The following is a 22,135-nucleotide window of genomic DNA, read 5'->3' on the forward strand; positions in this document are numbered from 1 at the left end:
CCATGACCGAGCGGAGCGAGGGAACCGAAGGCGCGCCCCTGTGGTCACCCTCCCCGACGCAGGAGGACTCATGACCAGGGAGATCAGCCTTAACGTGAACGGGGTGCCGCGGACGGCGTCGGCGGAGCCGCGGCGGCTGCTGTCGGACTTCCTCCGCCACGACCTCGGCCTGACCGGCACCCACGTGGGCTGCGAGCACGGCGTCTGCGGCTGCTGCACGGTGCTGTTCGACGGTGAGCCGGTCCGCTCGTGCCTGATGTTCGCCGTCACCGCGGCCGGGCACGAGATCACCACGGTGGAGGGCCTCGGCGCGGGCGGCGGCATGTCGCCGGTGCAGCGGGCCTTCACCGAATGCCACGGCCTGCAGTGCGGCTTCTGCACGCCGGGGTTCCTGTGCACGGTCACCGCGCTCCTGCGGGACAACCCGCGGCCGAGCGAGGAGGAGGTGCTCGAGGGCGTCTCGGGCAACCTGTGCCGGTGCACGGGCTACCAGAACATCGTCAAGGCGGTGCATCGCGCCGCCGACCTGATCGCCGAAGAGGGGGCGGACCGGTGATGTTCGGCGAGCCGATCGCCCGCCGGGAGGACCCGCGCCTGGTCACCGGCCAGGGACGCTACCTCGACGACCTCGGGCGGGACGCGCTCGCCGCGGCGTTCGTCCGGTCGCCGCACGCGCACGCGCGGATCACCGGCATCGACGTCAACGACGCCCTCGACGTCGACGGCCTGGTCGCGATCTACACCTGGGAGGACCTGCCCGGACGCGTCGGGGAGCCGCTGCCGCTGCTGATCCCGCACCCGGCGCTGACCCACGGCCGCACCGCCTACCCGCTGGCGCGCGACGTCGTACGGCACGTCGGCGAGGCGGTCGTCATGGTGGTCGCACGCGACCGTTACCTGGCCGAGGACGCCGCCGAGCGGATCCGGGTGACGTACGAGCCGCTGCCGCCGGTCGTCGGCATAGAAAACGCCGCGAACGCCGCGAACAGCGTCCACGACGACGTGCCCGGCAACGTCGGCGCGCACCTCGTGCAGGAGACCGGTGACGCGCCGGCCGCGATCGGCGCCGCGCCGCACGTGCTGGAGTTCCGGCTCGACATCGAGCGCAGCGCGTCGATGCCGCTGGAGGGGCGCGGCGTCTACGCCCGGTGGGACGCCGACGACGGGTCCCTGCGGGTGTACTCCTCCACGCAGACCTCCACGAGCGTGCGCATGGCGATCGCCGCCAAGCTCGGCCTGCCCGCGAACAAGGTGGAGGTCATCGCGCCGGACGTGGGCGGCGGCTTCGGCGTCAAGATCGTCCATCCGTGGCCGGAAGAGGTCCTCGTGCCGTGGGCGGCGCGGCTGCTCGGCCGGGAGGTCAAGTGGACCGAGGACCGGCGCGAGCACTTCGTCTCCGCCGCGCACGAGCGGGCCCAGGTGCAGCACGTCCGGGTCGGCTTCGACGACGAGGGCCGGCTCCTCGGCCTGGACGTACGGATCCAGCACGACCACGGCGCCTACACCCCGTACGGCATCATCGTGCCGATCATCACCTCGACGCAGCTGCTCGGGCCGTACAAGCCCGGCGCGTACCGGGTGGAGTTCACCAGCCTCTACACCAACACGGTCATCGTCACGCCGTACCGCGGCGCGGGCCGCCCGCAGGGCGCGTTCTGCATGGAGCGCACGATGGACCGGATCGCCGACGAACTCGGCCTCGACCGGGCGGCGGTCCGCGAGGTCAACCTGATCCGGCCCGAGGAGTTCCCCTACGACCAGGGCCTGATCTTCCAGGACGGCCGGCCGTTGATCTACGACTCCGGCGACTACCCGGAGATGCTGCGGCGCGTCAAGGAGCTGATCGGCTGGGACGACTTCGCGGCGTTCCGCGCCGCGGCCGAGCGGGAGGGCCGGCGCGTCGGCATCGGGCTCGCCTGCTACGTCGAGGGCACCGGCGTCGGCCCGTACGAGGGCGGCCACGTCGAGGTCGACTCCAGCGGGCGGGTGCACGTCTCCACCGGCCTGACCTCGCAGGGCCAGGGGCACCAGACCGTGTTCGCGCAGGTCGCCGCGGCCGAGCTGGGCGTGCCGATCGAAGACGTGATCGTGACGACGGGCGACACCCGGCGCTTCGGGTACGCGGTCGGCACGTTCGCCTCGCGCGCGGCCGTGATGAGCGGCAACGCCATCGCCCTGGCCGCCCGCAAGGTGCGTGAGAAGGCCCTGCGCATCGCCGGCGAGGCGCTGGAGGCCGACCCGCGCGACCTGGAGATCGTCGACGGCGTCGTGCGGGTCAAGGGCGACGCGGCGGCGTCGATCCCGCTGCGCACGGTCGCGGTGCTGTCCAACCCGCTGCGGTACGCCTTCGACGAGGCGGCGCAGCAGGCGACGCAGTTCGCCGTCGGCGGCTCGATGGAGGACCCGCCGCTGACCGGCGAGCCGGGTCTGGAGGGCAGGGACTACTACTCGCCGCCGCGCTCGACGTTCGCCTACGGCATGCACGCCGCGATCGTGGAGACCGACCCGGACACCGCCGAGATCCGCATCCTGCGGTACGCCGTGCTGCACGACTGCGGCCGGCTCATCAACCCCCGGATCGTCGAGGGCCAGATCCACGGGGGAGTGGCGCAGGGCGTCGGCGGCGCGCTGTACGAGCGGATGGTCTACGACGCCGAGGGGCAGCTGCTCAACGCGTCGTTCATGGACTTCCTCATGCCGTACGCGACCGAGGTCCCGCGGATCGAGACCGGCCACATGGAGACGGCCTCGCCGCTGAACCCGCTCGGCGTCAAGGGCGCGGGGGAGGCGGGAGTCATTCCCGGCTCGGCGGTCATCGCCGCCGCGATCGAGGACGCGGAGGGCATCCGGATCACCCGGATGCCGATCTCGCCGTCCGAGCTGTACCACCTGCGCGAGGGCGCCGCCGCGGGCACGGTCGAACGCACCAACCGCGCCCGCACCGCCGCGTCGTCGTGAGCCGGGAGAGCCGGAAGCCGGCCATCGTCCGTGCTCCGGCGGACCCGCGCGGGTGCCGTCCGCGCGGGTCCTCCCTCACGCGGGCGTGCCGAACCAGGTGTGCAGGGCCTCCTCCAGTCCGTCGGTGTCCTCGCCGGCCCATGCCACATGGCCGTCGGGGCGGATGAGGACCGCCTCGGCCGGGGCGTCCGGCGTCGTGACCTCCTCGACCCGGTCGGACCAGGCCTTCGCGGCGCCGCTCGTGCGGGTGAGGAGCACCGGGCGGGCCGCGTGCAGCAGCGTGGCGACCCGCGTGGGTCCGGACCCGGTGTTCACGGTCAGGTCCGGCATCCAGCGGCCGGTCATGGGGTGCGCGTGCCCGTCGCCGTAGCGGACGTCGGCGCCCGCCATCAGCTCGGCGACGCGCCGAACGGCGCTCGCATCGGTGAGCAACTCGCCGAACAGCGCGCGCAGCGCCGTGACGCCCGCGCCGGGTGAGGTCAGTGCCATCTGGGCGCGGGTGTGCATGATGACGCGCTCGCCGACGGGGTGTCGCTCGCTCTCGTACGTGTCGAGCAGGCCCTCCGGCGCCCAGCCGTGTACCGCGGCGGCGAGCTTCCAGCCGAGGTTGAGCACGTCCTGCATGCCGAGGTTCAGGCCGGGGCCGCCGATGCCGGAGTGCACGTGGGCGGCGTCGCCGACGAGGAACACCCGCCCTTCCCGGTACCGCTCGGCCTGCCGGGAGTTCGCGCCGGTGGACCGGCGGAGCGCCGGGTGCACGCCGTCCGGCGCGCGCATCGGGACGTCGGCGCCGAGCACCCGGTGTACGGCGTCGCGGAGTTCGTCCAGCGGCATCGACGTGCTGTCCTCCAGCGGCGAGGGCGACCACTCGACCGCGCTGACCCGGTAGACGCCCGGCTGGAACATGCCGTACGCGAACATGCCGTGCTCGGTGCGGGTGAACGTGGCGGGGCGCAGCCGGCCCAGGCCGGGCACGTCCAGCTCACCGGTGCCCCGCACCGCGACCGGAGGATCGATGGCGACCTGCCCGGTGCGGCTCGTGAAGCCGCGGTCGGTGATGCCGGGGAAGCCGATGCCGAGCCGCTTGCGCACCGTGCTGTGCCCGCCGTCGGCGGCTACGAGGAACCGCGCGGTCAGCGCGTAACCGCCTTCGGGACCCGCGATCTCGGCGGTGACCTCGTCGGCGCTCTGGCGCAGCATGGTCAGCTCGTGCCCCCGCCGGATCTCCACTCCCAGTTCGCGTGCACGCTCTTCGAGGAGTTCTTCCAGCCGCCGCTGGGGGATCGGCAGGATGAACATCGGGTTGTCCTCCAGGCGGTACAGCTCCAGAGGCAGAGCGCCGAACTGGAAGCCCGGCACGGCGACCGGCGGGCCGTCGTTACCGCTCAGCCGCTCGTACAGGCCACGGCGGTCCAGCGCCTGGACGACGCGGCCTACCAGCCCGTTGGCCTTGGGCATGGTGGCGCGCTCGGCCAGCCGTTCGAGCACGAGGGAGCGTACGCCGGCGAGCGCGAGCTCGCAGGAGAGCAGCAGGCCGTTGGGCCCACCGCCGATGATCACAACGTCATAGGTCATGGAGTTCTCCCGTGATGTGGGCAGGGTGAGATGGCGGCCTCGCGCGGAGGCCGGTCGTGGGTAAGGCGAGATGGCGGCCCCGCGCGGAGGCCGGTCGTGGGCAGGGTGAGATGGCGGCCCCGCGCGCGGGCCGCTGGTGGGCAGGGGGACTACTCGGGCGCGGGCAGGCCGGCCGCCAGTGCGTCGAGGGCGTCGCGCAGCAGCGTGGGCAGCGGCACCGGAGGGTCGGTGCGCAGCCACTGCTCGGTGGCGGATCGGATCGCGGCGCCGATGGCCGCGGCGGCGAGCAGCGGGTACAGGTCGCGGCCGGCGTCGGTGCCGGTGCGTTCGGCGATCACGGCGGCGACTTCGCGCTCGACCGCCGCGCCGCCTCTGATCAGCTCGGCCTGCAGCTCGCTCTCGCCGAGCATGAGGCGCACGCCCGTGGTCCACTGCTGGTCGGGCAGGGATTCGCCGTGGTCGAAGGTGGTCGTGGCCGCGTGGGTGACGGCCTCCCAGAGCGGCTCGGCCGGCGGGCGTTCGCGGAGCAGGTCGGTCACGCGGTGCAGGCGGTCGAGCTGCCGCCAGACGATGGCCTCGGCCTTGCTGGAGAAGTAGTTGTTGAAGGTGCGCGGGGAGACGCCGGCCTCGGCGGCGATGTCCTCGACCAGGACGTCACCGAGGCCGCGCTCGACCGCGAGGCGCAGCGCGGCCCAGCTGAGAGCCTCACGGGTCTGCTGCTTCTTGCGCTCCCGGTGGCCGGGTGCGCGTGAGGTGGTCATGCCGCTACCGTAGCCGTAAAGTGCGGGGCCCGCAATATTGCGGGGCCCGCAAATTCAAGCCGCCGGGCACGTCACGCGGAGCCTGCCACCTCAGCCGAGGCGCTTCTCGAACCAGTGCTCGGCGTAGGGGCCGTGCGAGTAGGCGGGGATCTCCACGTAGCCGTGCGCCGCGTACAGGGCGCGCGCCTCGACCAGGTCGTGCCGGGTGTCGAGCCGCATCGTGTGCGCCCGCAGGTCGTCGAGCGCCGCGTCTTCGGCGGCGGCGAGCAGCGCGTGGCCTCCGCCGGCCCGCCGGGCCCGCGGATGGACGAACAACCGGGTCAGCTCGGTGACGCCGGGACCGAGCAGCCGCAGGCCCACGCAACCGGAGGGCGCCCCGTCGTACCGGCCGACGAGGAAGCACACCAGGTCGTCGCTCGGATCCTCGGCCAGCGCGGCGTCGACCTCCGCCTCGGTCGCCGGCCGGCCGTAGTAGCGCGACGCCACGTCGGTGAAGTAGTCGCGCAGCAGACTCGTCGCCTCGACCGGCTCTCGCGCGATCACCCAGCGCGGACGCGGTGCCGCCCCGGTGCGGGTCAGCACGCGGTCGACGTACGGGACCAGGCGCGAGCTCCGGCGGATGGCGTCGCGCTCGTCGGCCGGCAGGTCGCCCAGCGGGTCGGGCAGCAGCTCGTCCTTCGGGACGTGCACCATCTGCCCCGCGTAGCGGCGGCACGGTGAACACCAGGAGTAGGACACACAGCGTTCGTAGAGCCGTGAGCCGTGGGGGTGGGAGCGGTAGGTGTAGGACCGCAGCGGCCCCCGGCACCGCCCGCACACACCACCGGGTCCGAGTTCGGATACCTGTCGCCAGCGTCTCACCCGCGCAGTATGGCGTCCGCGCCACCGGACCGGCATCGGGATTACGCGCGGCGTCCGATCAGCCGGTGCAGCCCGCGATGGTGTCCCGCGGCGAGCAGTTGCCGGGGGTGTTGTCCCGCACGAGCGAACGGCTGATGAGCACGTTGGTGTTCGCGGTCGCGAGCCCGCCACCGGCCGACCCCCGGTTGAGCCGCACCACCGTGCGGTTCAGCATGGTGTTCCCCAGGTTCGACAGGCCGCCGCCCAGGCTGCCCGACGTGTTGTGTTCGACCGTGGTGCGGATGACCTGTGTCGTGCCGCTCGGCTGGGTGTTGACGCCGCCCCCGTTGATCGGCGCGGTGTTGGACCGGATGTCGGTGGCGAAGATCGTCGCCGTGCCCGCGTTGAGGATTCCGCCGCCACCGACACCGGTGGTGGTGTTCGCCCTGAGGACACTCTCCGACACCGTCGCCCTCCCTCCCGCGAGGTTGGCGATCGCGCCGCCGTCGGCCGCGGTGTTCCCCGCCAGGGTGACCTGGCTCAGCACCAGATGGCCCGCGTTCTGGACGCCGCCGCCGAGACCGCTCGTCGCGCCGTTCAGGACGGAGACGTCGGCCATCCGCAGGCTCGCGCCCGCGGCGACGTCGAAGAGGCGGAAGCGCGCGGAGGCGGCCGGGGCGCGCCGGATCGTCGTGCCGGGCCCGCCGAGCAGGGTGAGGTCCCGGGTGATGACCGGCAGCGCCGTCGCGGCGGTCGCGGGAGTCGTGATGTCGTAGACGCAGTGCGGCGCGAGGCTGAGAGGGTCGCTCGCCGAAGCGTCGGCCGCCGTTATCGCCTCGCTGAGCGCGGTCGCGCTGCACGGCACCCGCACGACGCGTGTCGCGGCCGTCGCGGGAGCCGGGACGGCCGCCATCACCATGCCTCCGGTGAGGACGGCGATGCCCGCGCCGCTCGTCGATCGCGCGAATGAGCCCATGAGACCGCCCCCGGTCGGAAAGAGTCACGTGTGGTGGCGGCAAAGGATCGTCCGTCGCTCGCCGCTAGCAGGAGTACACGCACGTGGCCCGTCGCGCGCCGTGCGACGGCGCGTCCGGCGGCAAACATCGATCGGCCTTTGCGATGCCTTTCCCGCCTTTCCCCGTAGGCCGGCCGCCGCGGCGGGTCCTCAGGAACGGAAGTAGCGCGCGGGCAGGTACTTCCTGATCGCGGCCGGCCGGAAGCCCTGCTCGCCGATGGTGCGCAGCAGCCGCTCGAAGTCCGCCGTCATGTGCGGGTTGAAGTGCACGAGCAGGATGTCCCCGGGGCGCAGCCGGTGGCCCGACTGGTAGGCGATCCGGCCGTTCGTGACCACCTCGCGCCAGAAGAAGACGGCCTTCATGCCGCAGTCGCGCGCGGCTCGCAGCGTGGCGTGGGAGGTCGCGCCGTACGGGGCGCGCAGCAGCGTCGGCCGCGTGCCGTACCGGCGGGTGTAGATGTCGGCCGGCGCGCAGATCTGCTCCCGCTGCCGCGCGTACGACAGCTTGGGCAGGTACGGGTGGGTCATCGTGTGGTCCTCGATGAGCGCGCCCGCGCGCCGCAGCCCGGCGAAGTAGCCGTAGTCGTCCTTGATGGCCGCGTTGGTGAGGAAGAGCGTCAGCGGGATCCGCCGGTCACGGACCAGCCGGACGAACGCCGGATCCTTCTCCCACCCGTCATCGATGGTGATGAACACGACCCGGCCGCGCACGGGGATACGGCTGATCACCGGTGGGAGCGGCCCGTCGTCGGGCAGGGTGCGGGACGACGGATTCGCCGTCCGGGTGGCCGTCGGCCCGGTCGTCGTCCGCGCCGGGGGCCGGGCGGACCTGGACCGGCGGTGGCGGGTGTCGCCGCCGGACGCGGAGGCGGCCGGTGACCGCCCGGACCGCGGGGCCCGGGTGTCGTGGCAGGCCGTGAGGCCGCCGGCGGCGAGCAGCGTGCAGGCGGTCGCGGTCACGGTACGGGCCGGTGGCCGAAGCGCCATCGGAATTCCTCCCTGTGGCGTCTGATCCCCACTTGTCTCGCTTTATCTCACGATAGGCGTGGCCGCATCGGCGTTTCGCCCCATCGCGCACCAGCCGCGGACGCGGATTGTCAAAGGGCGCGGCGGCCGCTCGGCAGTTGTTGCCCTTCGCCCGGTGCCCGGGGTTTTCTAGTGTCGGCTCACACAGGAGGTCGCCGTTGACGTCCTCCCCTGCCTGAAGGCGGGGGATTTCAACCCGATCCTTCTACACAGAGGAGAGAACAGGTTGAGGTTCGCGGTTCACGGCCCCGCCCCATGGCTGGAGGGCTCCCCGCGCTGTCACGGCATGCCCTGCCGCGATGTTCTTGGCCGCGTTGGCATCCGCGTGGTCGGTGTGCCCGCAGGCGCGACAGCGAAAGACCGCTTGGCTCTCACGGTTGTCCGCTGCGCAGTGCCCGCAGGCATGGCTGGACAGGGCGGCCGAGACGGCCACACCACGGTCCACACCCACGACCGCACCCGTAGCCGGCCCGTCGATCGCTGGTGGGATTACCGCGAAGCAGACATGCCAGCGCCCCGCCCGGTCCCGGTTGACCCGAAACGACTTGGCCTCGGCGGAAATGTCGCGGGACCAGCGGAACCGCGCCCACCCGACCTTCGGAATCCGAACCTGACCGACTTTGCGGGACAGGCGGCGTATGTCCCAGTGGGCGCCACGGCGGCCGACGATCCGGAACCCCTCATGGACGCCCGCCTTACGCCATGTTGGACGCCGATGGGTCTCGGCGAAAAAGTTCGTCATGGCTTGGGCGAAGTCACGCAACGCCTGCTGCTGCACCGTCTGGGACCCCGCCGCCAGCCATGCGAAGTCTTTCCTGGCCTCGGTCAGCTGTCGGGATTGTTCGCCATAGCCGGCGCGCTCGCCCGCCCCGGCTGCCAATGCAGATGCTGCTCACACGCGAGATTCCACACAAACCGGGCATGTGTACAGTGCTCCAGCAGCACCGTCTCTTGAGCGGGCGTGGGCTGGAGCCGGAATCGCACGCCAACACGCTAACCACCACCGACATTCTGGGGAGGGAGCGGCGTTTCCTCCCCGGCCTGAGGGCCGGGGTCTACACGCCGCGCAGCCGATGAAGGTCAACGGCAGCGTCAGCGTCGCCGCGCCCGTGCCCGACGTGTGGCGGGCGCTGCGCGATCCCGCCGTGCTGGCCCGGACGATCCCGGGGTGTGAACGCCTCGACGAGGTGGGCCCCGACACGTACGCGATGACGATCCGGGCCGGGGTGGCGTCGATCAAGGGCACCTACGCCGGCCAGGTCGCCCTGTCCGACCCCGAGCCGCCGCACGCGTTCACCCTCCGCGCCCGAGGCCAGGGCGCGCCCGGCACGATCGACGCGACCGTACGGGTCCGCCTGTCCGAGGCGGACGGCGGCACCCGGGTCGACTATGACGCGGACGCCACGGTGGGCGGCATGATCGGCGGCGTCGGCCAGCGCATGCTGGCGAGCGTGGGCAGGCGGACGGCGGGGGAGTTCTTCTCCGCGGTGGAGACCGCCATCGCCCGGCCGGCGGAGGCTCCCGCGGTTCCGGCCGTACCCGCCCCGGCCTCGGCCGTCACACCGGTCGTGGCGCCCGCCGCGCGCGCGGGCGGTCACGGCCCGTCGGACGCGTGGGCGATGGCGACGGCGTTCGGCACCGGCGGCCTCGTCGCGCTGGCCGGGGTGGCGCTGGGCTGGGCTCTTGCCCGCCGCTCCCAGCGGCGGTGAGTCGGCGACGGCGCCCGGCTGCGGTGGTCTCCGTGACGCCGGGGCTGGGTTCTTGCCCATCGCTCCGAGCGGCGTTGAGTGGGTGATGGGGACGGGGTCCGGCCCGGGCCGGGTGTTCGCCCGTCGCTCCGGGCGGCGCTGAGACCTCAGGTGGTGGTGCCGAGGGCGGCGGTGAGCGTGCGGGTCAGGGCGGTGGCCACCTCGTCCGGCACCGGGGCCGCGTCGGGGCCTCCGGCGAAGTAGGCGAAGAAGGCCTGCTGGAAGCAGGCGCCGGTCAGCAGCGCGGCAACCGTGTCCGGGTCGGCGTGCTCGGGGATGCGGCCCAGGGTCCGCTCGGCGTGGAAGTAGGCGGCGATGCGCTCGACCGCGCGCGAGGGCCCGCCGCCGTGCCGGCTGATCGACGCGTGGTGCGCCGCCATCAGCCCCGGTTCGGACAGCAGCGAGCCGAGCATCGGGAACGTCTCGCGGTAGAAGTCCAGCGCCCCGCGGACCAGCCGGAAGATGTTGTCCTCGACCCGGTCGCGCCCGGCCGTGATCTCGACCCGGGCGAAGCCCGGCACGCGCTCGCGCAGGACGCGCAGGAGGAGCTCCTCCTTGTCGCGGAAGTGCTTGTAGAGCGTCGCCTCTGAGAAGCCGGCGGCCTTGGCGATCTCCTTGGTGGTCGTGCGGGTGATGCCGCGCGTCCGCATGAGTTCGGCGGCGGCATCGAGGATGCGGTCGCGCGTCTCCATCAGGGCTCCTTGGGTTAGTAAGTACTCACTCGCTATTCTAGTGGGTGAGTGCCCACTAACCCCGGACGCCGCGATACCGCGGCGGCGTGAGAACGACGAGACGACGACACGACGGAAGGCGAGACTCCGATGAGGCTGACGATCTTCGGTGCGACAGGTGGCACCGGCATCCAGCTGGTCAGGCAGGCGCTGGAGGAGGGACACGACGTGACCGCGGTCGTACGGGACCCGGCGCGGCTCGGCGCGCCCGCCCACGAGCGGCTGCGGGTGGTCACCGCGGACGTCACCGACGCCGCCGCCATCGGGCCGGCCGTGGAGGGTGCCGACGCGGTCCTTTCGGCGCTCGGACCGCGGGGCCGAGGGCCGGCGACGATCTGCCGTGACGGCGCCCGCGCCATCATCGAGGCGATGGGCAAGGCGGGTGTCCGCCGCCTGGTCGTGTGCAGCGCCGCGGGTGCGTTCACCGACACGGGGGACGGCCTCCTCACGCGCTATGTGGTCAAGCCGCTGATCCTGAACCGGCTGCTCAAGGACGCCTTCGAGGACATGCGCCACTGCGAGCGCGAGGTGCGGGACTCAGACCTGGACTGGACTCTCGTACGGCCGCCGCGGCTGCTCGACAAGGAGGCGACGGGGCGCTACCGCACCGCGACCGACATCAACCTGCGCGGTGGCCGCTCGATCTCCCGGGCCGACCTGGCCGCCTGCATGCTCGGCGTGATCGGCGACGACGACTCGATCCGCCACCACGTCTCGGTGGCGTACTGAGCGACCGCCCGGAACCCATCGATGAGGATGCCGGGCGGTCGCTCATGGAGCAGATCTCAGCTCACGCCCAGGAGGTCCACCACGAAGATCAGCGTCTCGCCGGGCTTGATGGCGCCGCCGGCGCCGCGGTTGCCGTAGCCCAGGTGCGGCGGGATCACCAGCTTGCGGCGTCCGCCGACCTTCATGCCGACCACGCCCTGGTCCCAGCCCTGGATGACCCGTCCGGCGCCGAGCGGGAAGTCGAAGGGCGCGCCGCGGTTCCACGAGGCGTCGAACTCCTCGCCGGTCGAGTGGGAGACGCCTACGTAGTGGACGGTGACGGTGGAGCCGGGCCGCGCCTCGGGGCCGTCGCCGACCGTGATGTCGGTGATCTGGAGGTCGGCGGGCGGCTCGCCCTCGGGAAAGTCGATCTCGGGTCGCTCGAGTGCCATGAGAATCTTTCGGTGTTCGACGATGTACGAACCGCCCAGCGTAGCGATGCCGCGGCGCGGCCGGGGAATGCGGGCGCGGCGGCCCGGGTTGGGCCGGACGTGAACATCGAGATCTTCTCCGACGTCGTGTGCCCGTGGTGCTACCTGGGCCGGGCCCGCTTCCGTACGGCCGTCACGGCGTTCGGCGGCGACACGGCCGTGACCTGGCGTCCGTTCCAGCTCGACCCGGAGGCGACCGGCGGCGGGCTGACCAGCGAACTCATGGCCGACCGCTTCGGCGGCCCGGCCAGGGTCGCCGAGATGCACGAGCGGATGCGCGGCCTGCTGGCGGCCGAGGACCTGCCGTACGCGCCGGAGAAGGCGGTCAGCGCGAACACGCGCGACGCGCACCGGGTCATCGCGCTGGCGGGGGAGGCGGGCGTCCAGGACGCCGTCGTCGACCGGCTGTTCCGCGCCTACCACGCCGAGGGCCGCGACCTGAACGACCAGGGCACCCTCGCCGTCCTGGCCGCCGAGGCGGGGCTCGACGGCGTCGCGGAGCGGCTCGCGACCGGCGACGGCGAGGCGGAGGTGTCCGGCCAGGTCGAGCGCGCGCGGGCGATGGGCGTGAGCGGCGTCCCGTTCTACGTGTTCGAGGGAAAGTGGGCGGTCTCGGGCGCGCAGTCCGCGGAGTTCTTCGAGAACGCCCTTCGCGAGGTGGCCGCCCAGGCGTGAGCCGGCGGGCCGGGCGTCCGAATACCGAAAAACGGACCGCTCGTTGGCAGGAGTCGACGGTTCCTCCGTCCGTATCGTCCGGGTAGACAGTGACTCATGGCGATCCGGATCGGCATTGACACCGGTGGGACGTTCACGGACGTGGTCGCCGTGGATGAGGACAGCGGCGCGATCGTCACCACCAAGACGCCGTCGACGCCGGGCGACCCGGCCGTGGGGTTCATGGCGGGCATCGGCCGGCTGGACGCCGCCGACATCGCCGCCGTGTGCCACGGCACGACCGTGGCCACCAACCGGCTCCTCGAGGGCCGTGTCGGCGACCTCGGCTTCATCACCACCGAGGGTTTCGAGTTCCTGCTGGAGATCGCCCGCCAGAGCGTCCCGGACGGCTACGGCAACTCCTACTTCTGGGTCAAGCCGCCGCGGATCGTCCCGGCGCACCGGGTGAAGACGGTCGGCGGCCGGCTCGACCACACCGGCGCGGAGGTGCGGCCCTTCGACGAGGCGTCGGCGGTGCGCGCCGCACGCTGGTTCCGCGACCAGGGCGTGGCCGCGATCGGGGTGTGCTTCCTGCACTCCTACGCCGACCCCGCGCACGAGCTGGCCATGCGCGAGGTGCTGCGCCGCGAGCACCCGGACGCGGTGGTGTCGTTGTCGCACGAGGTGCTGCGGGAGTACCGGGAGTACGAGCGGTCGGTCACCACCCTGGTCGACGCCGCCGTCAAGCCCGCCATCGGCCGCTACGTCGCGCGGATCTCCGAGCGCCTCGGCGACGTGCCCCTGTACGTCATGACGAGCAACGGCGGCGTGCTGTCGGCGAGCGAGGTGGTGGACCGGCCGATCACGACCGTGCTGTCGGGGCCGGCCGCCGGCGCGCTCGGCGCCGCGTACGTCGCGCGGACGGCCGCCGAGCACGCGAACGTGATCACGCTCGACGGCGGGGGCACCTCCACCGACGTCGCCGTCGTGCTCGACGGCGAGCCGACGCTCACCACCGAGGGCACGGTCGGCGACTACCCGTCCAAGATCCCGATGATCGACATCGTCACGGTCGGCGCCGGCGGCGGCTCGATCGCCTGGATCTCGCCCGAGGGCACGCTCAAGGTCGGGCCGCGCTCGGCCGGCGCCGATCCCGGGCCGCTCTGCTACGGCCGGGGCGCGGCGGAGGTGACCGTCACCGACGCCCACGTCCACCTCGGGCGCATCCCGCCGCACCTGCTCGGCGGCGAGATCCCGCTTGACGTGCCCGCCGCGAGCGACGGGCTGGCCGCCCTCGCCGCGGACCTGGGCATCAAGACCGAGGCGTGCGCCACCGGCATCCTGGAGATCAGCGCCTGGAACCAGGCCAACGCCATCCGCCGGATCACCGTCAAGCGCGGCCTCGACGTGCGCGACTTCCCCATGGTCGCCTTCGGCGGTTCCGGGCCGCTGCTCGTGTGCCGCCTCATCGACGTCCTCGGGCTGCCGTCGGCGATCGTGCCGCGCGACCCGGGCAACCTGTCGGCGTTCGGCCTGCTCACCGTGGACGTGCGCAGCGAGTACGTGCGGACGCGCGTCACCCGCGACCCCGGGCCGGAAGAGCTGGAGGAGCTGTACGCCGAGCTGGAGGCCGAGGCCGGTGCCGCGCTCGACCGGCAGGGGTTCGCCGAGCACCGCTACGTACGCTCGGCCGACCTGCGCTACCACGGGCAGGCGTTCGAGGTGCGCGTCCCGGTCGGCCGCGCCGACGTCGCGGAGGTCGCCGCGCGCTTCCACGACGAGCACGAACGCCTGTACGGCTACTGCCACCGCGGCGACCCGGTCGAGTGGGTCAACCTGCGCGTGGCCGGCGTCGGGCCGATCGTACGGCCGGAGCCGCCCGTACGGCCGCCGGGCGACGGCGACCCGTCACGGGCCCGTACGGGAGCGCGCCGGGTCTTCTTCGACGACTGGGCCGACGTGCCCGTGTACGCCCGCGAACGCCTCGAACCCGGTGACGTCCTCACCGGCCCCGCGGTGATCGAGGAGTTCGGCTCCACACTGCCGCTCCACCCGGGCTTCTCCGCCCGCGTGGACGGCCACGGGAACCTGGTGGTGACGCGATGGGAGCGAACCCCGACGAGCGAGTGGAGTGGGTGGCCGAGGCACGAGGCCGCCCGCGTAGCGAGTGAGGAGGGTGAGTGACGATGGGCAGAGCCGATCCGGTGCTGGTGGAGATCGTGGAGGGCACGCTCGCCTCGGTCGAGAAGGAGGTCGAGACCGCGATCGCCCGTACGGCGCGCTCGCCGATGATCCGGGACGCCCACGACTTCCGCGCCGGCATCCACGACCGGCGGATGCGCAAGCTGACCGGCCGCTCCTACTCCGCGCTGGTGCAGCCCGTCGTACGGGATTTCCCGATCGAGACGATGCGGCCCGGCGACGTGTTCTTCCACAATGACGTCTACCTGTCCGAGGGCGGCATCGGTCACCTGCCCGACCTGTGCGTGACGGTGCCGGTGTTTCTCGATGATGACGTGGTGGCGTTCGTGCAGGCGTTCGGGCACCACGACGACATCGGGGGCGCGGTGCCCGGGTCGATGCCCTCGCACGCGCGGTCGGCGTTCGAGGAGGGCCTCATGGTCCCGCCGATCAAGCTGTGGGACCAGGGCGTGCCGAACGACGCGGCGCTGCGCATCATGACCCGCAACTCCCGGATGCCCGACTCGCTCGCCGGTGACCTGGACGCGGAGTGCTCGGCGTGCCTCATGGGCGCGCGGCGGCTGGGCGAGCTGTTCGCCCGGTACGGGCGCGCGGCGGTCGAGGACTGCTTCGACGCGATCATCGACAAGACCACCGAGACGTTCCGGCGGGAGATCCTGTCCAAGATCCCAGACGGCACGTACGTCTGGGAGGACTACGCCGAGCACGACGGGGTCGACCCGCCCCGGCTGCACGCCCAGCGGATCACGCTCACCAAGACCCCCGAGAAGCTCATCATCGACTTCACCGGCACGTCGCCGCAGGCCAAGGGGCCGATCAACCACGCGGGCGACTACGCCGACGGGGTGTTCCTGAAGAAGTGGCTGGCGCCCGTGCTGCGCAACCTCGCCGACTCGCCGGAGCGGATGGCCGAACTGGACGTCAACGAGGGCGTCGTGCCGCTCATCGAGATGCGCTTCCCCGAGAAGGGCACCCTGCTCACCCCGATCTTCCCCGCGCCGACGAACGCCCGCACGTTCGTGATCCTGCGGCTGCTCGGCGTCCTCGCGGGCGTGCTGGCCAAGGCGACCGGCGGCCGGATGCCGGCCGACCAGGAGACCATCCGCTACACCGGCGTGTACGGCGAGGACCCCGAGCCGTACCTGATGCGCGAGGTGCTCGGCGGAGGCTCGGGCGGGCGCTACTACGCCGACGGCGAGGACACGATCCACGTGGTGCCCGACTCGCGCAACATCCCGGTGGAGTTCGCCGAGGCGCGCTGGCCGTTCCGCGTCGAGCGTCTCGGCCTGGCCGTCGACTCCGGCGGGCCGGGGGAGTACCGCGGCGGCCTCGGCTACGACAAGCACATCCGGATGCTGCGCGACGCGCACTACATGTCGATCGCCGACCGCTCGATCCTGTCCTGCTGGGGCGTGAACGGCGGTCGCGCGGGGCGGCCGTTCCGCGCCGAGGTGGCGGGGACGCCGATGGACGGACTCGTCGACGACCATCCCGTACGGGCGGGGGAGGTGGTCCGGATCCGTACGACGGGCGGCGGCGGGTGGGGCGACCCGCTGAACCGGCCACCGGAGAAGGTGGCCGCCGACGTACGGGACGGCAAGGTCTCGGCCGAGGGCGCGCGCGACGACTACGGGGTCGTGCTCGCCGGGACGCCGGAGGAGCCGTCCGCGGACGAGGCGGCGACCGCCGCGCTGCGGGAGCGCCTGCGCGCCGCACGCGGCCCGGCCGCCTTCTTCGACCGCGGCCCCGGCTACGCGACACTGGCCGGCGGGCGTACGCACGCGGACGTGGACGACCCGGCGTCCTGAGGGGGCCGCCCGCCGGAGACCCGCGGAGGCCGGGGGCTGTTCGCGACGACTGGCCCTGGCGGGCGGGGGCGAGGGTGCGGGGCAGGCGCTCAGGAGCCGGTCGCGGCGAGGGCGGCGCCGGTCGCCAGGCAGACCAGTTCGCCGGCCAGCCCGATGAGCGTCCATCGGCGCATCCACGCGAGCGAGGACCACTTGACGCCGATGACGGACACCGCGCAGAAGGCGAGCGTGCCGAAGACGGAGATCGGCACGATGACGTCCTTGACGCCGTCGTCGCAGATGGCGGCCGTGTCGTGCGGCGCGCAACCGTGCTCGGCCGACGACATCCAGTTGATCACGAGGCCGGCGCCCGCGAGCGCGACGACGAGCAGGAACAGCCCCAGGGTCGTTTCCGAGCGCATTACCCATCGCCACGCTTTCCCCATGTCGGCCATTATTACGGGATAGGTCAGACGCGCTATGAAAAATTGCCGTCGATGATCAGGTCGGCCCGCTCGCGTGTCCGGTCCGCGGTGAACAGTTTCGCCTCGGTCTCGGCCCAGTGATCCCAGGCGGCCAGGTCGTCGCCGCGTCCGGCCGCGCGCCGCCTCCGTACCGCACGCGGCGCCTCCACCCAGATGCGGAACGCCGCCGGCGACTCCTGGCGCGCGGCGCCGACGCCCTCGATGACCAGCACGGACGCGACCGGCACCGTGACCTCCTCGGCGTACGCGCCGCGCCGCCAGTCGTACCGGCGGAAACGCCCGGGCCGGCCGGCGCGCAGCGGCGCGAGGACGTGCGCGGTGAGCGGCGGCCACCAGGCGAGCGGCTCGCCGTCCCAGGGCACCGGGAAGTCGTCGGAGTGCACGACCGGCGCGCCGCCCAGGGCCGCCGCCAGAGCCGCGCTGAACGTGGTCTTGCCCGCCGCGCTCGGCCCGTCCACCGCGACGATCCGCACGGGCCCGCACGAGGGTTCCAGCGCACGGAGCCGGGACACGAGCGCGGCGTCGACCGGGGGAACGGATGCGGGCATTCCGCCCATCCTGCCGGAACCGCCGCATCCGGCCACCCCCGCCCCCTCGCCGGTGCGACGTGCGAAGCGGAAATGGCGGACGGGGCATTTGTCCGGATCCGGTCAATACAGGTGTATTTACCGTCTAGTAACCATTTGGTTGACTCTGGGCGCGAGTCTCATGCGGGGAGCGGGATCCACGGATGAGAGGACCCCAGCAGTGCGACGACGTGCCGTTACGCTCGTGGCGACCCTGATCGGGATCGCGAGCCTCATCGGACCTTCCACCCAGGCGCTGGCCGACCCGCCACCGCCCCCGTCGGAGTCGACCGCGCGGACCGAGCTCGCCGCGCTCACCGTCGGGACCCCGCACAGCATGGACGGCTACAGCCGCGACGCCTTCGACGTCTGGGCCGACCAGCCCGACGGCTGCACCACCCGCCAGGACGTCCTCGCCCGCGACGGCGACGACGTCGTCGAGGGCAGTGACGGCTGCCAGCCGACCTCCGGCTCCTGGTACAGCGCCTACGACGACACGACGGTCACCGTGGTCGCGCAGGCGACGATCGACCACGTCGTACCGCTCGCCGACGCGTGGCGGACCGGCGCCGACCAATGGACCGCCGCGCAGCGCAAGGCGTTCGGCAACGACCTGACCGACGCGCAGCTGATCATCGCCTCCAGCTCCAGCAACAGCTCCAAGGGCGACAAGGACCCCAGCGAGTGGAAGCCGCCGAACACGGCGTACTGGTGTACGTACGGCGAGGAGTACGTGAGCGTCAAGTACAAGTTCAAGCTGTTCGTGACCAGCGACGAGAAGGCCGCCCTGGGAGACCTCCTCGACGCCTGCTGAACCGGCCGCGGACCCGTCCCCTCACCGGGGCGGGTCCGTGCCGTCAAGGTGACGCAGGTCACGGGACCGTACGGCGGGCAGGGGCGATACTGCCCTCAGACGCTCGCCCCTGATCCCGTGACCCTGGAGGAACCCGCCGATGAACGGTCCACTCGACGGCATCGTGGTGCTCGACCTCACCCGCGTCCTGTCCGGGCCGCACGCGACGATGATGCTCGCCGACCTCGGCGCGCGTGTGATCAAGGTCGAGCAGCCGGACACCGGCGACGAGACGCGGCAGTGGGGGCCGCCGTTCGCCACCGCGCCGGGCCGGGAGGGCGTGGACCCCGGCGTCAGCACGTACTACCTGTCCTGCAACCGGAACAAGGAGTCGATCACCCTCGACCTGAAGTCCGAGGAGGGCAAGGAGACGCTCACCCGGCTGATCCGGCACGCCGACGTCCTCGCCGAGAACTTCCGCACCGGCGTCCTGGACCGGCTCGGGTTCTCCTTCGAGCGGATGCACGAGATCAATCCGGCCCTGGTCATCCTGTCGATCTCCGGGTTCGGGCACGACGGCCCCGAGGGCGGGCGGCCCGGGTACGACGCGATCGTGCAGGGCGAGGCGGGGATCATGAGCGTCACCGGCCCGGCGCCCGACCAGCCCACCAAGATGGGCCTGTCGATCTGCGACATCCTCGCCGGGGTGAACGGCGCGTACGGCATCGTGGCCGCGCTGTACGAACGGACCCGCACCGGGCGTGGCCGGGTGGTCCGCACCTCTCTGCTGGCCTCCGTCGTCGGCGCGCACGCTTACCAGGCCACCCGGTGGACGGTCGCGGGCGAGGTGCCGCGGGCGATCGGCAACGACCACCCCTCGATCGCCCCGTACGGCAGCTACCGGTGCGCCGACGGCCTGATCCAGGTCGGCGTCGCCAACCAGGGGCTCTGGAAGAGGTTCGCGCCGGTCGTGGGGATCGATGCCGACGATCCGCGCTTCGCGACCGGGGCCGACCGGTCCCGCAACCGCGGCGAGCTGGGCGCGTTGATCGAGAAGGCCCTGTCGACCGGCACGCGGGAGCACTGGCTGGCCCGGCTCGCCGAGGTGGGTGTGCCCGCCGGGGCGATCCGCTCCATCGACGAGGTCTACGAGTGGGACCAGACCCGGTCGCAGGGGCTGGTCATCGACGTGGAACATCCGGAGCTCGGCCGCATCGAGCTGCCCGGCCCGTCGCTGCGCTTCGAGGGGGTGCCGCCGCGCGAGCACACCGCGCCGCCGCAGCTGGGCCAGCACACCGGCGACGTCCTCGCCTGGCTGGACCAGATGGACTCCTGACCCGCCGCCCCACCGGAGTCCGCGGGTCAGGAGTCCATCTGGTCCAGCAGTTCCTCGGTCGGCCGATCTCGCTCACACCGTTCCTTCCCGATGAACGGCGACTCACCGTACGGTCCCCGCGCCCCATCCGTCCCAGAACGTGTGATTCAGCGGCCCCACAGCCCCCACCGGTCCGCTCCCGCATCGGCGGTCCCCGGCGGCCGGTCCGCCGATGACGTCCACACTCGGAGGGAGCAGGTAGATTCCTGACCTGCGCTTTTGTCTCTGATCGGGGGAGTTGGATGGAGCCGCAGGCGCTCCGCCGGAGCCTGTCGTCGCGCGACCTGATCGTCTACGGGCTGCTGTTCATCGGGCCGCTCGCGCCGGTGGGCGTCTTCGGCGTCCTCGACGCCAAGAGCCACGGCTCCGTCGCCCTCGTCTACCTGGTGGCGACGCTCGCGATGGCGTTCACCGCGGTGTCGTACGCCCAGATGTCGCGGCAGGTGCCGCACGCCGGGTCGGTGTACGCCTACGCCGGCATCGGCATCGGGCGGCCCGCCGGGTTCGCGGCCGGGTGGCTGGCGATGCTGGACTACCTGCTGATCCCCGCGGTCGGCTACCTGTTCTGCGGCATCGCGCTGCACTCGCTGGTGCCCTCGGTGCCGGCGTGGGTGTTCACCGCGGTCGCGTTCGTCTCGACCACGCTGCTCAACCTCTTCGGCGTGCGCCTGGCCGCACGCGTGGGCTTCGTGGTGCTCCTGGTGGAGATCGTGCTGCTGGCGGTGTTCGTCGTCGCGGCGGTCGTCGTGCTGATCATGGACGGCCCGGCCCGCCCGTGGACCTCGCCGGCCCTGGGGGTCGGCGGTATCACGACGGCCGCGGTGATGGGGGCCGTGTCGGTCGCGGTGCTGTCCTTCCTCGGCTTCGACGCGATCGCCTCGTTCGCCGAGGAGAACACCGGTGACGAGCGCCAGGTCGGGCGGGCGGTGCTGTTCTGCCTGGGCGTCGCCGGCCTGCTGTTCGTCCTGCAGACCTACCTCGCCGGGCTGCTCATGCCGGTGAGCCCGCACCACCTCGCCCAGGCGCCGGCCGAGCAGGGCACCGCCTTCTACACGATGACGCGAACGGCGGTCGGCGTGTGGATGCAACGGACGTTCGCGGTGGTCAAGGGCATCGGCCCGGCGTTCACCGCGATGGCGGCCGTGGCGGCGGCCTCCCGCCTGCTGTACGGCATGGCCCGCGACCGCGGCCTGCCGAAGGCGCTCGCGGCGGTGGACGAGCGCTCCCAGGTGCCGCGCGCCGCCCTGCTGACGACGGCCGCGGTCAGCCTCGTCGTGTCGGTGTGGGCGGCCCGCCGCGCGGACGGCCTGGACGTGCTCGTGTCGATCGTCAACATGGGCGCCCTGGCCGCCTTCACCCTCCTGAACGTCTCGGTGGTCGGCTACCACGTCATCCGCCGGGGCAGCCGCCGGTGGATCCCGCACCTGGTGGTCCCGGTCCTCGGCGCGGCGGTGTGCGTCTGGATCATGGTCTCCGCGACCACGCTCGCCAAGATCGTCGCCGCTGGCTGGCTGGTGGTGGGCGCCGTCGTCTTCGCCGTCGGCGGCCGGACGGGCGGCCGGGCGGGCGGCCGGGCGGGGACCTCCCTCAGCCCAGCAGGTCGGGCCGCCGGTGGGACAGAGACGGGAGCACCTTCCGTACCTGGTCGGTGACGCTCAGGTCGATCTCGGCGAGCCGTACGGACGGGGACGGGCCCAGGTCCGCCTGGACCACGCCCATCGGGTCCACCAGCATGCTGCGGCCCACGCCGCCCGGACGGCCCCGCGGCGGGGCGGTGCGGTCCGGGGCCTTGCCCACGGCGGCCACCCACGTGGTGTTCTCGATCGCGCGGGCGCGGACCATCGTCACCCAGTGCTCCTCCTTGAACGGCCCCTGCGCCCAGGCCGCGATCACCGCGAACATCTCCGCGCCCGCGTCCACCAGCGCCCGCGCCAGCTCGGGGAAGCGCACGTCGTAGCAGGTGATCAGCCCGATCCGCGCGCCGCACAGCTCGACCACCACCGGCGCGTCGCCGGCGTCGACGAACTCCGACTCGCGGTCGTGGAAGGCGTCGAACAGGTGGATCTTGCGGTAGGAGCCCACGAGCGCGCCGGAGGCGTCGAGGGCCACCGCCGTGTTGTACACCCGGCCCGGGGACGCCGGCTCGAACACGCCCGCGATCACCGCGGTGCCGTGCTCACGCGCCGCCTCGGCCAGACCCGTCACCCACGGGCCGTCGAGCGGCTCGGCCATCGAGGCCAGGTCGCCGCCGAAGCGGACCAGCGCCGCCTCCGGGAAGATCGCCAGGTCCGCGTCCGCCGCCGAGGCCAGTGCCCCGCGGGCGCGTTCCAGGTTCTCCTTCGGGTCGTCGCCGATCGTGATCTGGCACAGCGCCACTCGCATCGCGCACTCCTTTCCTGGCGGAGAATCGCTGAATTCTT

Annotated in this window: 22 protein-coding genes; 10 read left to right on the plus strand and 12 right to left on the minus strand. The window is 72.6% G+C overall.

Annotated elements, in window-relative coordinates:
- The first annotated feature begins 70 nt into the window (after window positions 1-70).
- Both ABEA10_RS24390 and cutA read left to right on the plus strand, forming a co-directional pair.
- The gene (locus ABEA10_RS24390) at window positions 71-556 is read left to right on the plus strand and encodes a (2Fe-2S)-binding protein (protein WP_329258165.1); all 486 of its coding nucleotides are present in this window, start codon (window positions 71-73) and stop codon (window positions 554-556) included.
- Entirely contained in the window at window positions 556-2,958 is a 2,403-nt protein-coding gene (cutA, locus tag ABEA10_RS24395) for an aerobic carbon-monoxide dehydrogenase large subunit (RefSeq protein WP_345467743.1), read from the plus strand. Before ABEA10_RS24390 ends, cutA begins: the two co-directional genes overlap by 1 nt.
- A 75-nt stretch (window positions 2,959-3,033) precedes the next feature.
- On the opposite strand, the gene ABEA10_RS24400 is transcribed toward cutA, so the two are convergent.
- From ABEA10_RS24400 to ABEA10_RS51250, 7 genes are all read right to left on the minus strand, one after another.
- Window positions 3,034-4,533, minus strand: a complete 1,500-nt coding sequence (locus tag ABEA10_RS24400; RefSeq protein ID WP_345467745.1) for an FAD-dependent monooxygenase — start codon at window positions 4,531-4,533, stop codon at window positions 3,034-3,036.
- 149 nt (window positions 4,534-4,682) lie between these two features.
- Window positions 4,683-5,294 (minus strand): acyl-CoA-like ligand-binding transcription factor, encoded by a 612-nt coding sequence (locus tag ABEA10_RS24405; RefSeq protein ID WP_345467747.1) that lies wholly within the window; start codon window positions 5,292-5,294, stop codon window positions 4,683-4,685.
- Between the two features lie 90 nt (window positions 5,295-5,384).
- On the minus strand, window positions 5,385-6,155 hold the full coding sequence (locus ABEA10_RS24410; RefSeq protein ID WP_345467749.1) for a GNAT family N-acetyltransferase: 771 nt from the start codon (window positions 6,153-6,155) through the stop codon (window positions 5,385-5,387).
- A gap of 58 nt (window positions 6,156-6,213) precedes the next feature.
- Window positions 6,214-7,110 carry a hypothetical protein gene (locus ABEA10_RS24415; RefSeq protein ID WP_345467751.1) on the minus strand — a complete coding sequence of 299 codons (897 nt, stop codon included), beginning with the start codon at window positions 7,108-7,110 and terminating at the stop codon, window positions 6,214-6,216.
- 189 nt (window positions 7,111-7,299) lie between these two features.
- Window positions 7,300-8,136, minus strand: a complete 837-nt coding sequence (locus ABEA10_RS24420) for a polysaccharide deacetylase family protein (protein ID WP_345467754.1) — start codon at window positions 8,134-8,136, stop codon at window positions 7,300-7,302.
- Window positions 8,137-8,380: 244 nt separating this feature from the next.
- On the minus strand, window positions 8,381-9,055 hold the full coding sequence (locus ABEA10_RS24425; protein WP_345467756.1) for a zinc ribbon domain-containing protein: 675 nt from the start codon (window positions 9,053-9,055) through the stop codon (window positions 8,381-8,383).
- Window positions 9,001-9,159: a helix-turn-helix domain-containing protein gene (locus ABEA10_RS51250; RefSeq protein WP_425550950.1), complete on the minus strand. Its 159-nt coding sequence runs from the start codon at window positions 9,157-9,159 to the stop codon at window positions 9,001-9,003. Before ABEA10_RS51250 ends, ABEA10_RS24425 begins: the two co-directional genes overlap by 55 nt.
- A gap of 89 nt (window positions 9,160-9,248) precedes the next feature.
- Between ABEA10_RS51250 and ABEA10_RS24430 the strand changes: the two genes are divergently transcribed.
- A complete protein-coding gene (locus ABEA10_RS24430) occupies window positions 9,249-9,884 on the plus strand; it encodes an SRPBCC family protein (protein ID WP_345467758.1) in 636 nt (211 codons plus the stop codon).
- A 146-nt stretch (window positions 9,885-10,030) separates the two neighbouring features.
- On the opposite strand, the gene ABEA10_RS24435 is transcribed toward ABEA10_RS24430, so the two are convergent.
- Complete coding sequence (locus ABEA10_RS24435; RefSeq protein WP_345467760.1) at window positions 10,031-10,615, minus strand: TetR/AcrR family transcriptional regulator; 585 nt, start codon at window positions 10,613-10,615, stop codon at window positions 10,031-10,033.
- Window positions 10,616-10,744: 129 nt separating this feature from the next.
- Here ABEA10_RS24435 and ABEA10_RS24440 point away from each other — a divergent pair, with 129 nt between their 5' ends.
- A complete protein-coding gene (locus tag ABEA10_RS24440; RefSeq protein ID WP_345467762.1) occupies window positions 10,745-11,383 on the plus strand; it encodes an NAD(P)-dependent oxidoreductase in 639 nt (212 codons plus the stop codon).
- Between the two features lie 56 nt (window positions 11,384-11,439).
- On the opposite strand, the gene ABEA10_RS24445 is transcribed toward ABEA10_RS24440, so the two are convergent.
- Entirely contained in the window at window positions 11,440-11,814 is a 375-nt protein-coding gene (locus ABEA10_RS24445) for an FKBP-type peptidyl-prolyl cis-trans isomerase (protein WP_345467765.1), read from the minus strand.
- 99 nt (window positions 11,815-11,913) lie between these two features.
- Between ABEA10_RS24445 and ABEA10_RS24450 the strand changes: the two genes are divergently transcribed.
- From ABEA10_RS24450 to ABEA10_RS24460, 3 genes are all read left to right on the plus strand, one after another.
- Window positions 11,914-12,528: a DsbA family oxidoreductase gene (locus tag ABEA10_RS24450; RefSeq protein ID WP_345467767.1), complete on the plus strand. Its 615-nt coding sequence runs from the start codon at window positions 11,914-11,916 to the stop codon at window positions 12,526-12,528.
- 96 nt (window positions 12,529-12,624) lie between these two features.
- Window positions 12,625-14,691, plus strand: a complete 2,067-nt coding sequence (locus ABEA10_RS24455; protein WP_345467770.1) for a hydantoinase/oxoprolinase family protein — start codon at window positions 12,625-12,627, stop codon at window positions 14,689-14,691.
- Between the two features lie 2 nt (window positions 14,692-14,693).
- Window positions 14,694-16,517 (plus strand): hydantoinase B/oxoprolinase family protein, encoded by a 1,824-nt coding sequence (locus tag ABEA10_RS24460; protein ID WP_345468201.1) that lies wholly within the window; start codon window positions 14,694-14,696, stop codon window positions 16,515-16,517.
- Between the two features lie 89 nt (window positions 16,518-16,606).
- Here the strand turns inward: ABEA10_RS24460 and ABEA10_RS24465 are convergent, their stop codons facing one another.
- Together ABEA10_RS24465 and ABEA10_RS24470 are read right to left on the minus strand one after the other, a co-directional pair.
- Window positions 16,607-16,918 carry a hypothetical protein gene (locus tag ABEA10_RS24465; protein ID WP_345467772.1) on the minus strand — a complete coding sequence of 104 codons (312 nt, stop codon included), beginning with the start codon at window positions 16,916-16,918 and terminating at the stop codon, window positions 16,607-16,609.
- A gap of 56 nt (window positions 16,919-16,974) precedes the next feature.
- Window positions 16,975-17,529 carry a uridine kinase family protein gene (locus tag ABEA10_RS24470; protein WP_345467774.1) on the minus strand — a complete coding sequence of 185 codons (555 nt, stop codon included), beginning with the start codon at window positions 17,527-17,529 and terminating at the stop codon, window positions 16,975-16,977.
- A 223-nt stretch (window positions 17,530-17,752) separates the two neighbouring features.
- Between ABEA10_RS24470 and ABEA10_RS24475 the strand changes: the two genes are divergently transcribed.
- The 3 genes from ABEA10_RS24475 (at window position 17,753) to ABEA10_RS24485 (ending at window position 21,367) form a co-directional block, all read left to right on the plus strand.
- A complete protein-coding gene (locus tag ABEA10_RS24475; protein ID WP_329258208.1) occupies window positions 17,753-18,361 on the plus strand; it encodes a GmrSD restriction endonuclease domain-containing protein in 609 nt (202 codons plus the stop codon).
- Window positions 18,362-18,500: 139 nt separating this feature from the next.
- Window positions 18,501-19,676, plus strand: coding sequence for a CaiB/BaiF CoA transferase family protein (locus tag ABEA10_RS24480; protein WP_345467778.1), 1,176 nt, complete (start codon window positions 18,501-18,503; stop codon window positions 19,674-19,676).
- Between the two features lie 281 nt (window positions 19,677-19,957).
- Window positions 19,958-21,367 (plus strand): APC family permease, encoded by a 1,410-nt coding sequence (locus ABEA10_RS24485; protein ID WP_345467781.1) that lies wholly within the window; start codon window positions 19,958-19,960, stop codon window positions 21,365-21,367.
- Here ABEA10_RS24485 and ABEA10_RS24490 read toward each other — a convergent pair.
- Window positions 21,303-22,097: a carbon-nitrogen hydrolase family protein gene (locus tag ABEA10_RS24490; protein WP_345467784.1), complete on the minus strand. Its 795-nt coding sequence runs from the start codon at window positions 22,095-22,097 to the stop codon at window positions 21,303-21,305. The two genes, ABEA10_RS24485 and ABEA10_RS24490, sit on opposite strands and share 65 nt — an antisense overlap.
- Window positions 22,098-22,135: the final 38 nt, after the last annotated feature.

Origin of the sequence: Actinoallomurus oryzae, from assembly GCF_039541955.1 — a bacterium.
In the GTDB taxonomy this organism is placed as follows: domain Bacteria; phylum Actinomycetota; class Actinomycetes; order Streptosporangiales; family Streptosporangiaceae; genus Actinoallomurus; species Actinoallomurus oryzae.

Bases quoted from the DNA above. Each gene is read 5' to 3' on its own strand.
- ABEA10_RS24390 (WP_329258165.1), top strand. From the start codon at position 71: ATGACCAGGGAGATCAGCCTTAACGTGAACGGGGTGCCGCGGACGGCG.
- cutA (WP_345467743.1), top strand. From the start codon at position 556: ATGTTCGGCGAGCCGATCGCCCGCCGGGAGGACCCGCGCCTGGTCACC.
- ABEA10_RS24400 (WP_345467745.1), bottom strand. From the start codon at position 4,533: ATGACCTATGACGTTGTGATCATCGGCGGTGGGCCCAACGGCCTGCTG.
- ABEA10_RS24405 (WP_345467747.1), bottom strand. From the start codon at position 5,294: ATGACCACCTCACGCGCACCCGGCCACCGGGAGCGCAAGAAGCAGCAG.
- ABEA10_RS24415 (WP_345467751.1), bottom strand. From the start codon at position 7,110: ATGGGCTCATTCGCGCGATCGACGAGCGGCGCGGGCATCGCCGTCCTC.
- ABEA10_RS24420 (WP_345467754.1), bottom strand. From the start codon at position 8,136: ATGGCGCTTCGGCCACCGGCCCGTACCGTGACCGCGACCGCCTGCACG.
- ABEA10_RS24430 (WP_345467758.1), top strand. From the start codon at position 9,249: ATGAAGGTCAACGGCAGCGTCAGCGTCGCCGCGCCCGTGCCCGACGTG.
- ABEA10_RS24435 (WP_345467760.1), bottom strand. From the start codon at position 10,615: ATGGAGACGCGCGACCGCATCCTCGATGCCGCCGCCGAACTCATGCGG.
- ABEA10_RS24440 (WP_345467762.1), top strand. From the start codon at position 10,745: ATGAGGCTGACGATCTTCGGTGCGACAGGTGGCACCGGCATCCAGCTG.
- ABEA10_RS24445 (WP_345467765.1), bottom strand. From the start codon at position 11,814: ATGGCACTCGAGCGACCCGAGATCGACTTTCCCGAGGGCGAGCCGCCC.
- ABEA10_RS24455 (WP_345467770.1), top strand. From the start codon at position 12,625: ATGGCGATCCGGATCGGCATTGACACCGGTGGGACGTTCACGGACGTG.
- ABEA10_RS24460 (WP_345468201.1), top strand. From the start codon at position 14,694: ATGGGCAGAGCCGATCCGGTGCTGGTGGAGATCGTGGAGGGCACGCTC.
- ABEA10_RS24465 (WP_345467772.1), bottom strand. From the start codon at position 16,918: ATGCGCTCGGAAACGACCCTGGGGCTGTTCCTGCTCGTCGTCGCGCTC.
- ABEA10_RS24470 (WP_345467774.1), bottom strand. From the start codon at position 17,529: ATGCCCGCATCCGTTCCCCCGGTCGACGCCGCGCTCGTGTCCCGGCTC.
- ABEA10_RS24480 (WP_345467778.1), top strand. From the start codon at position 18,501: ATGAACGGTCCACTCGACGGCATCGTGGTGCTCGACCTCACCCGCGTC.
- ABEA10_RS24485 (WP_345467781.1), top strand. From the start codon at position 19,958: ATGGAGCCGCAGGCGCTCCGCCGGAGCCTGTCGTCGCGCGACCTGATC.
- ABEA10_RS24490 (WP_345467784.1), bottom strand. From the start codon at position 22,097: ATGCGAGTGGCGCTGTGCCAGATCACGATCGGCGACGACCCGAAGGAG.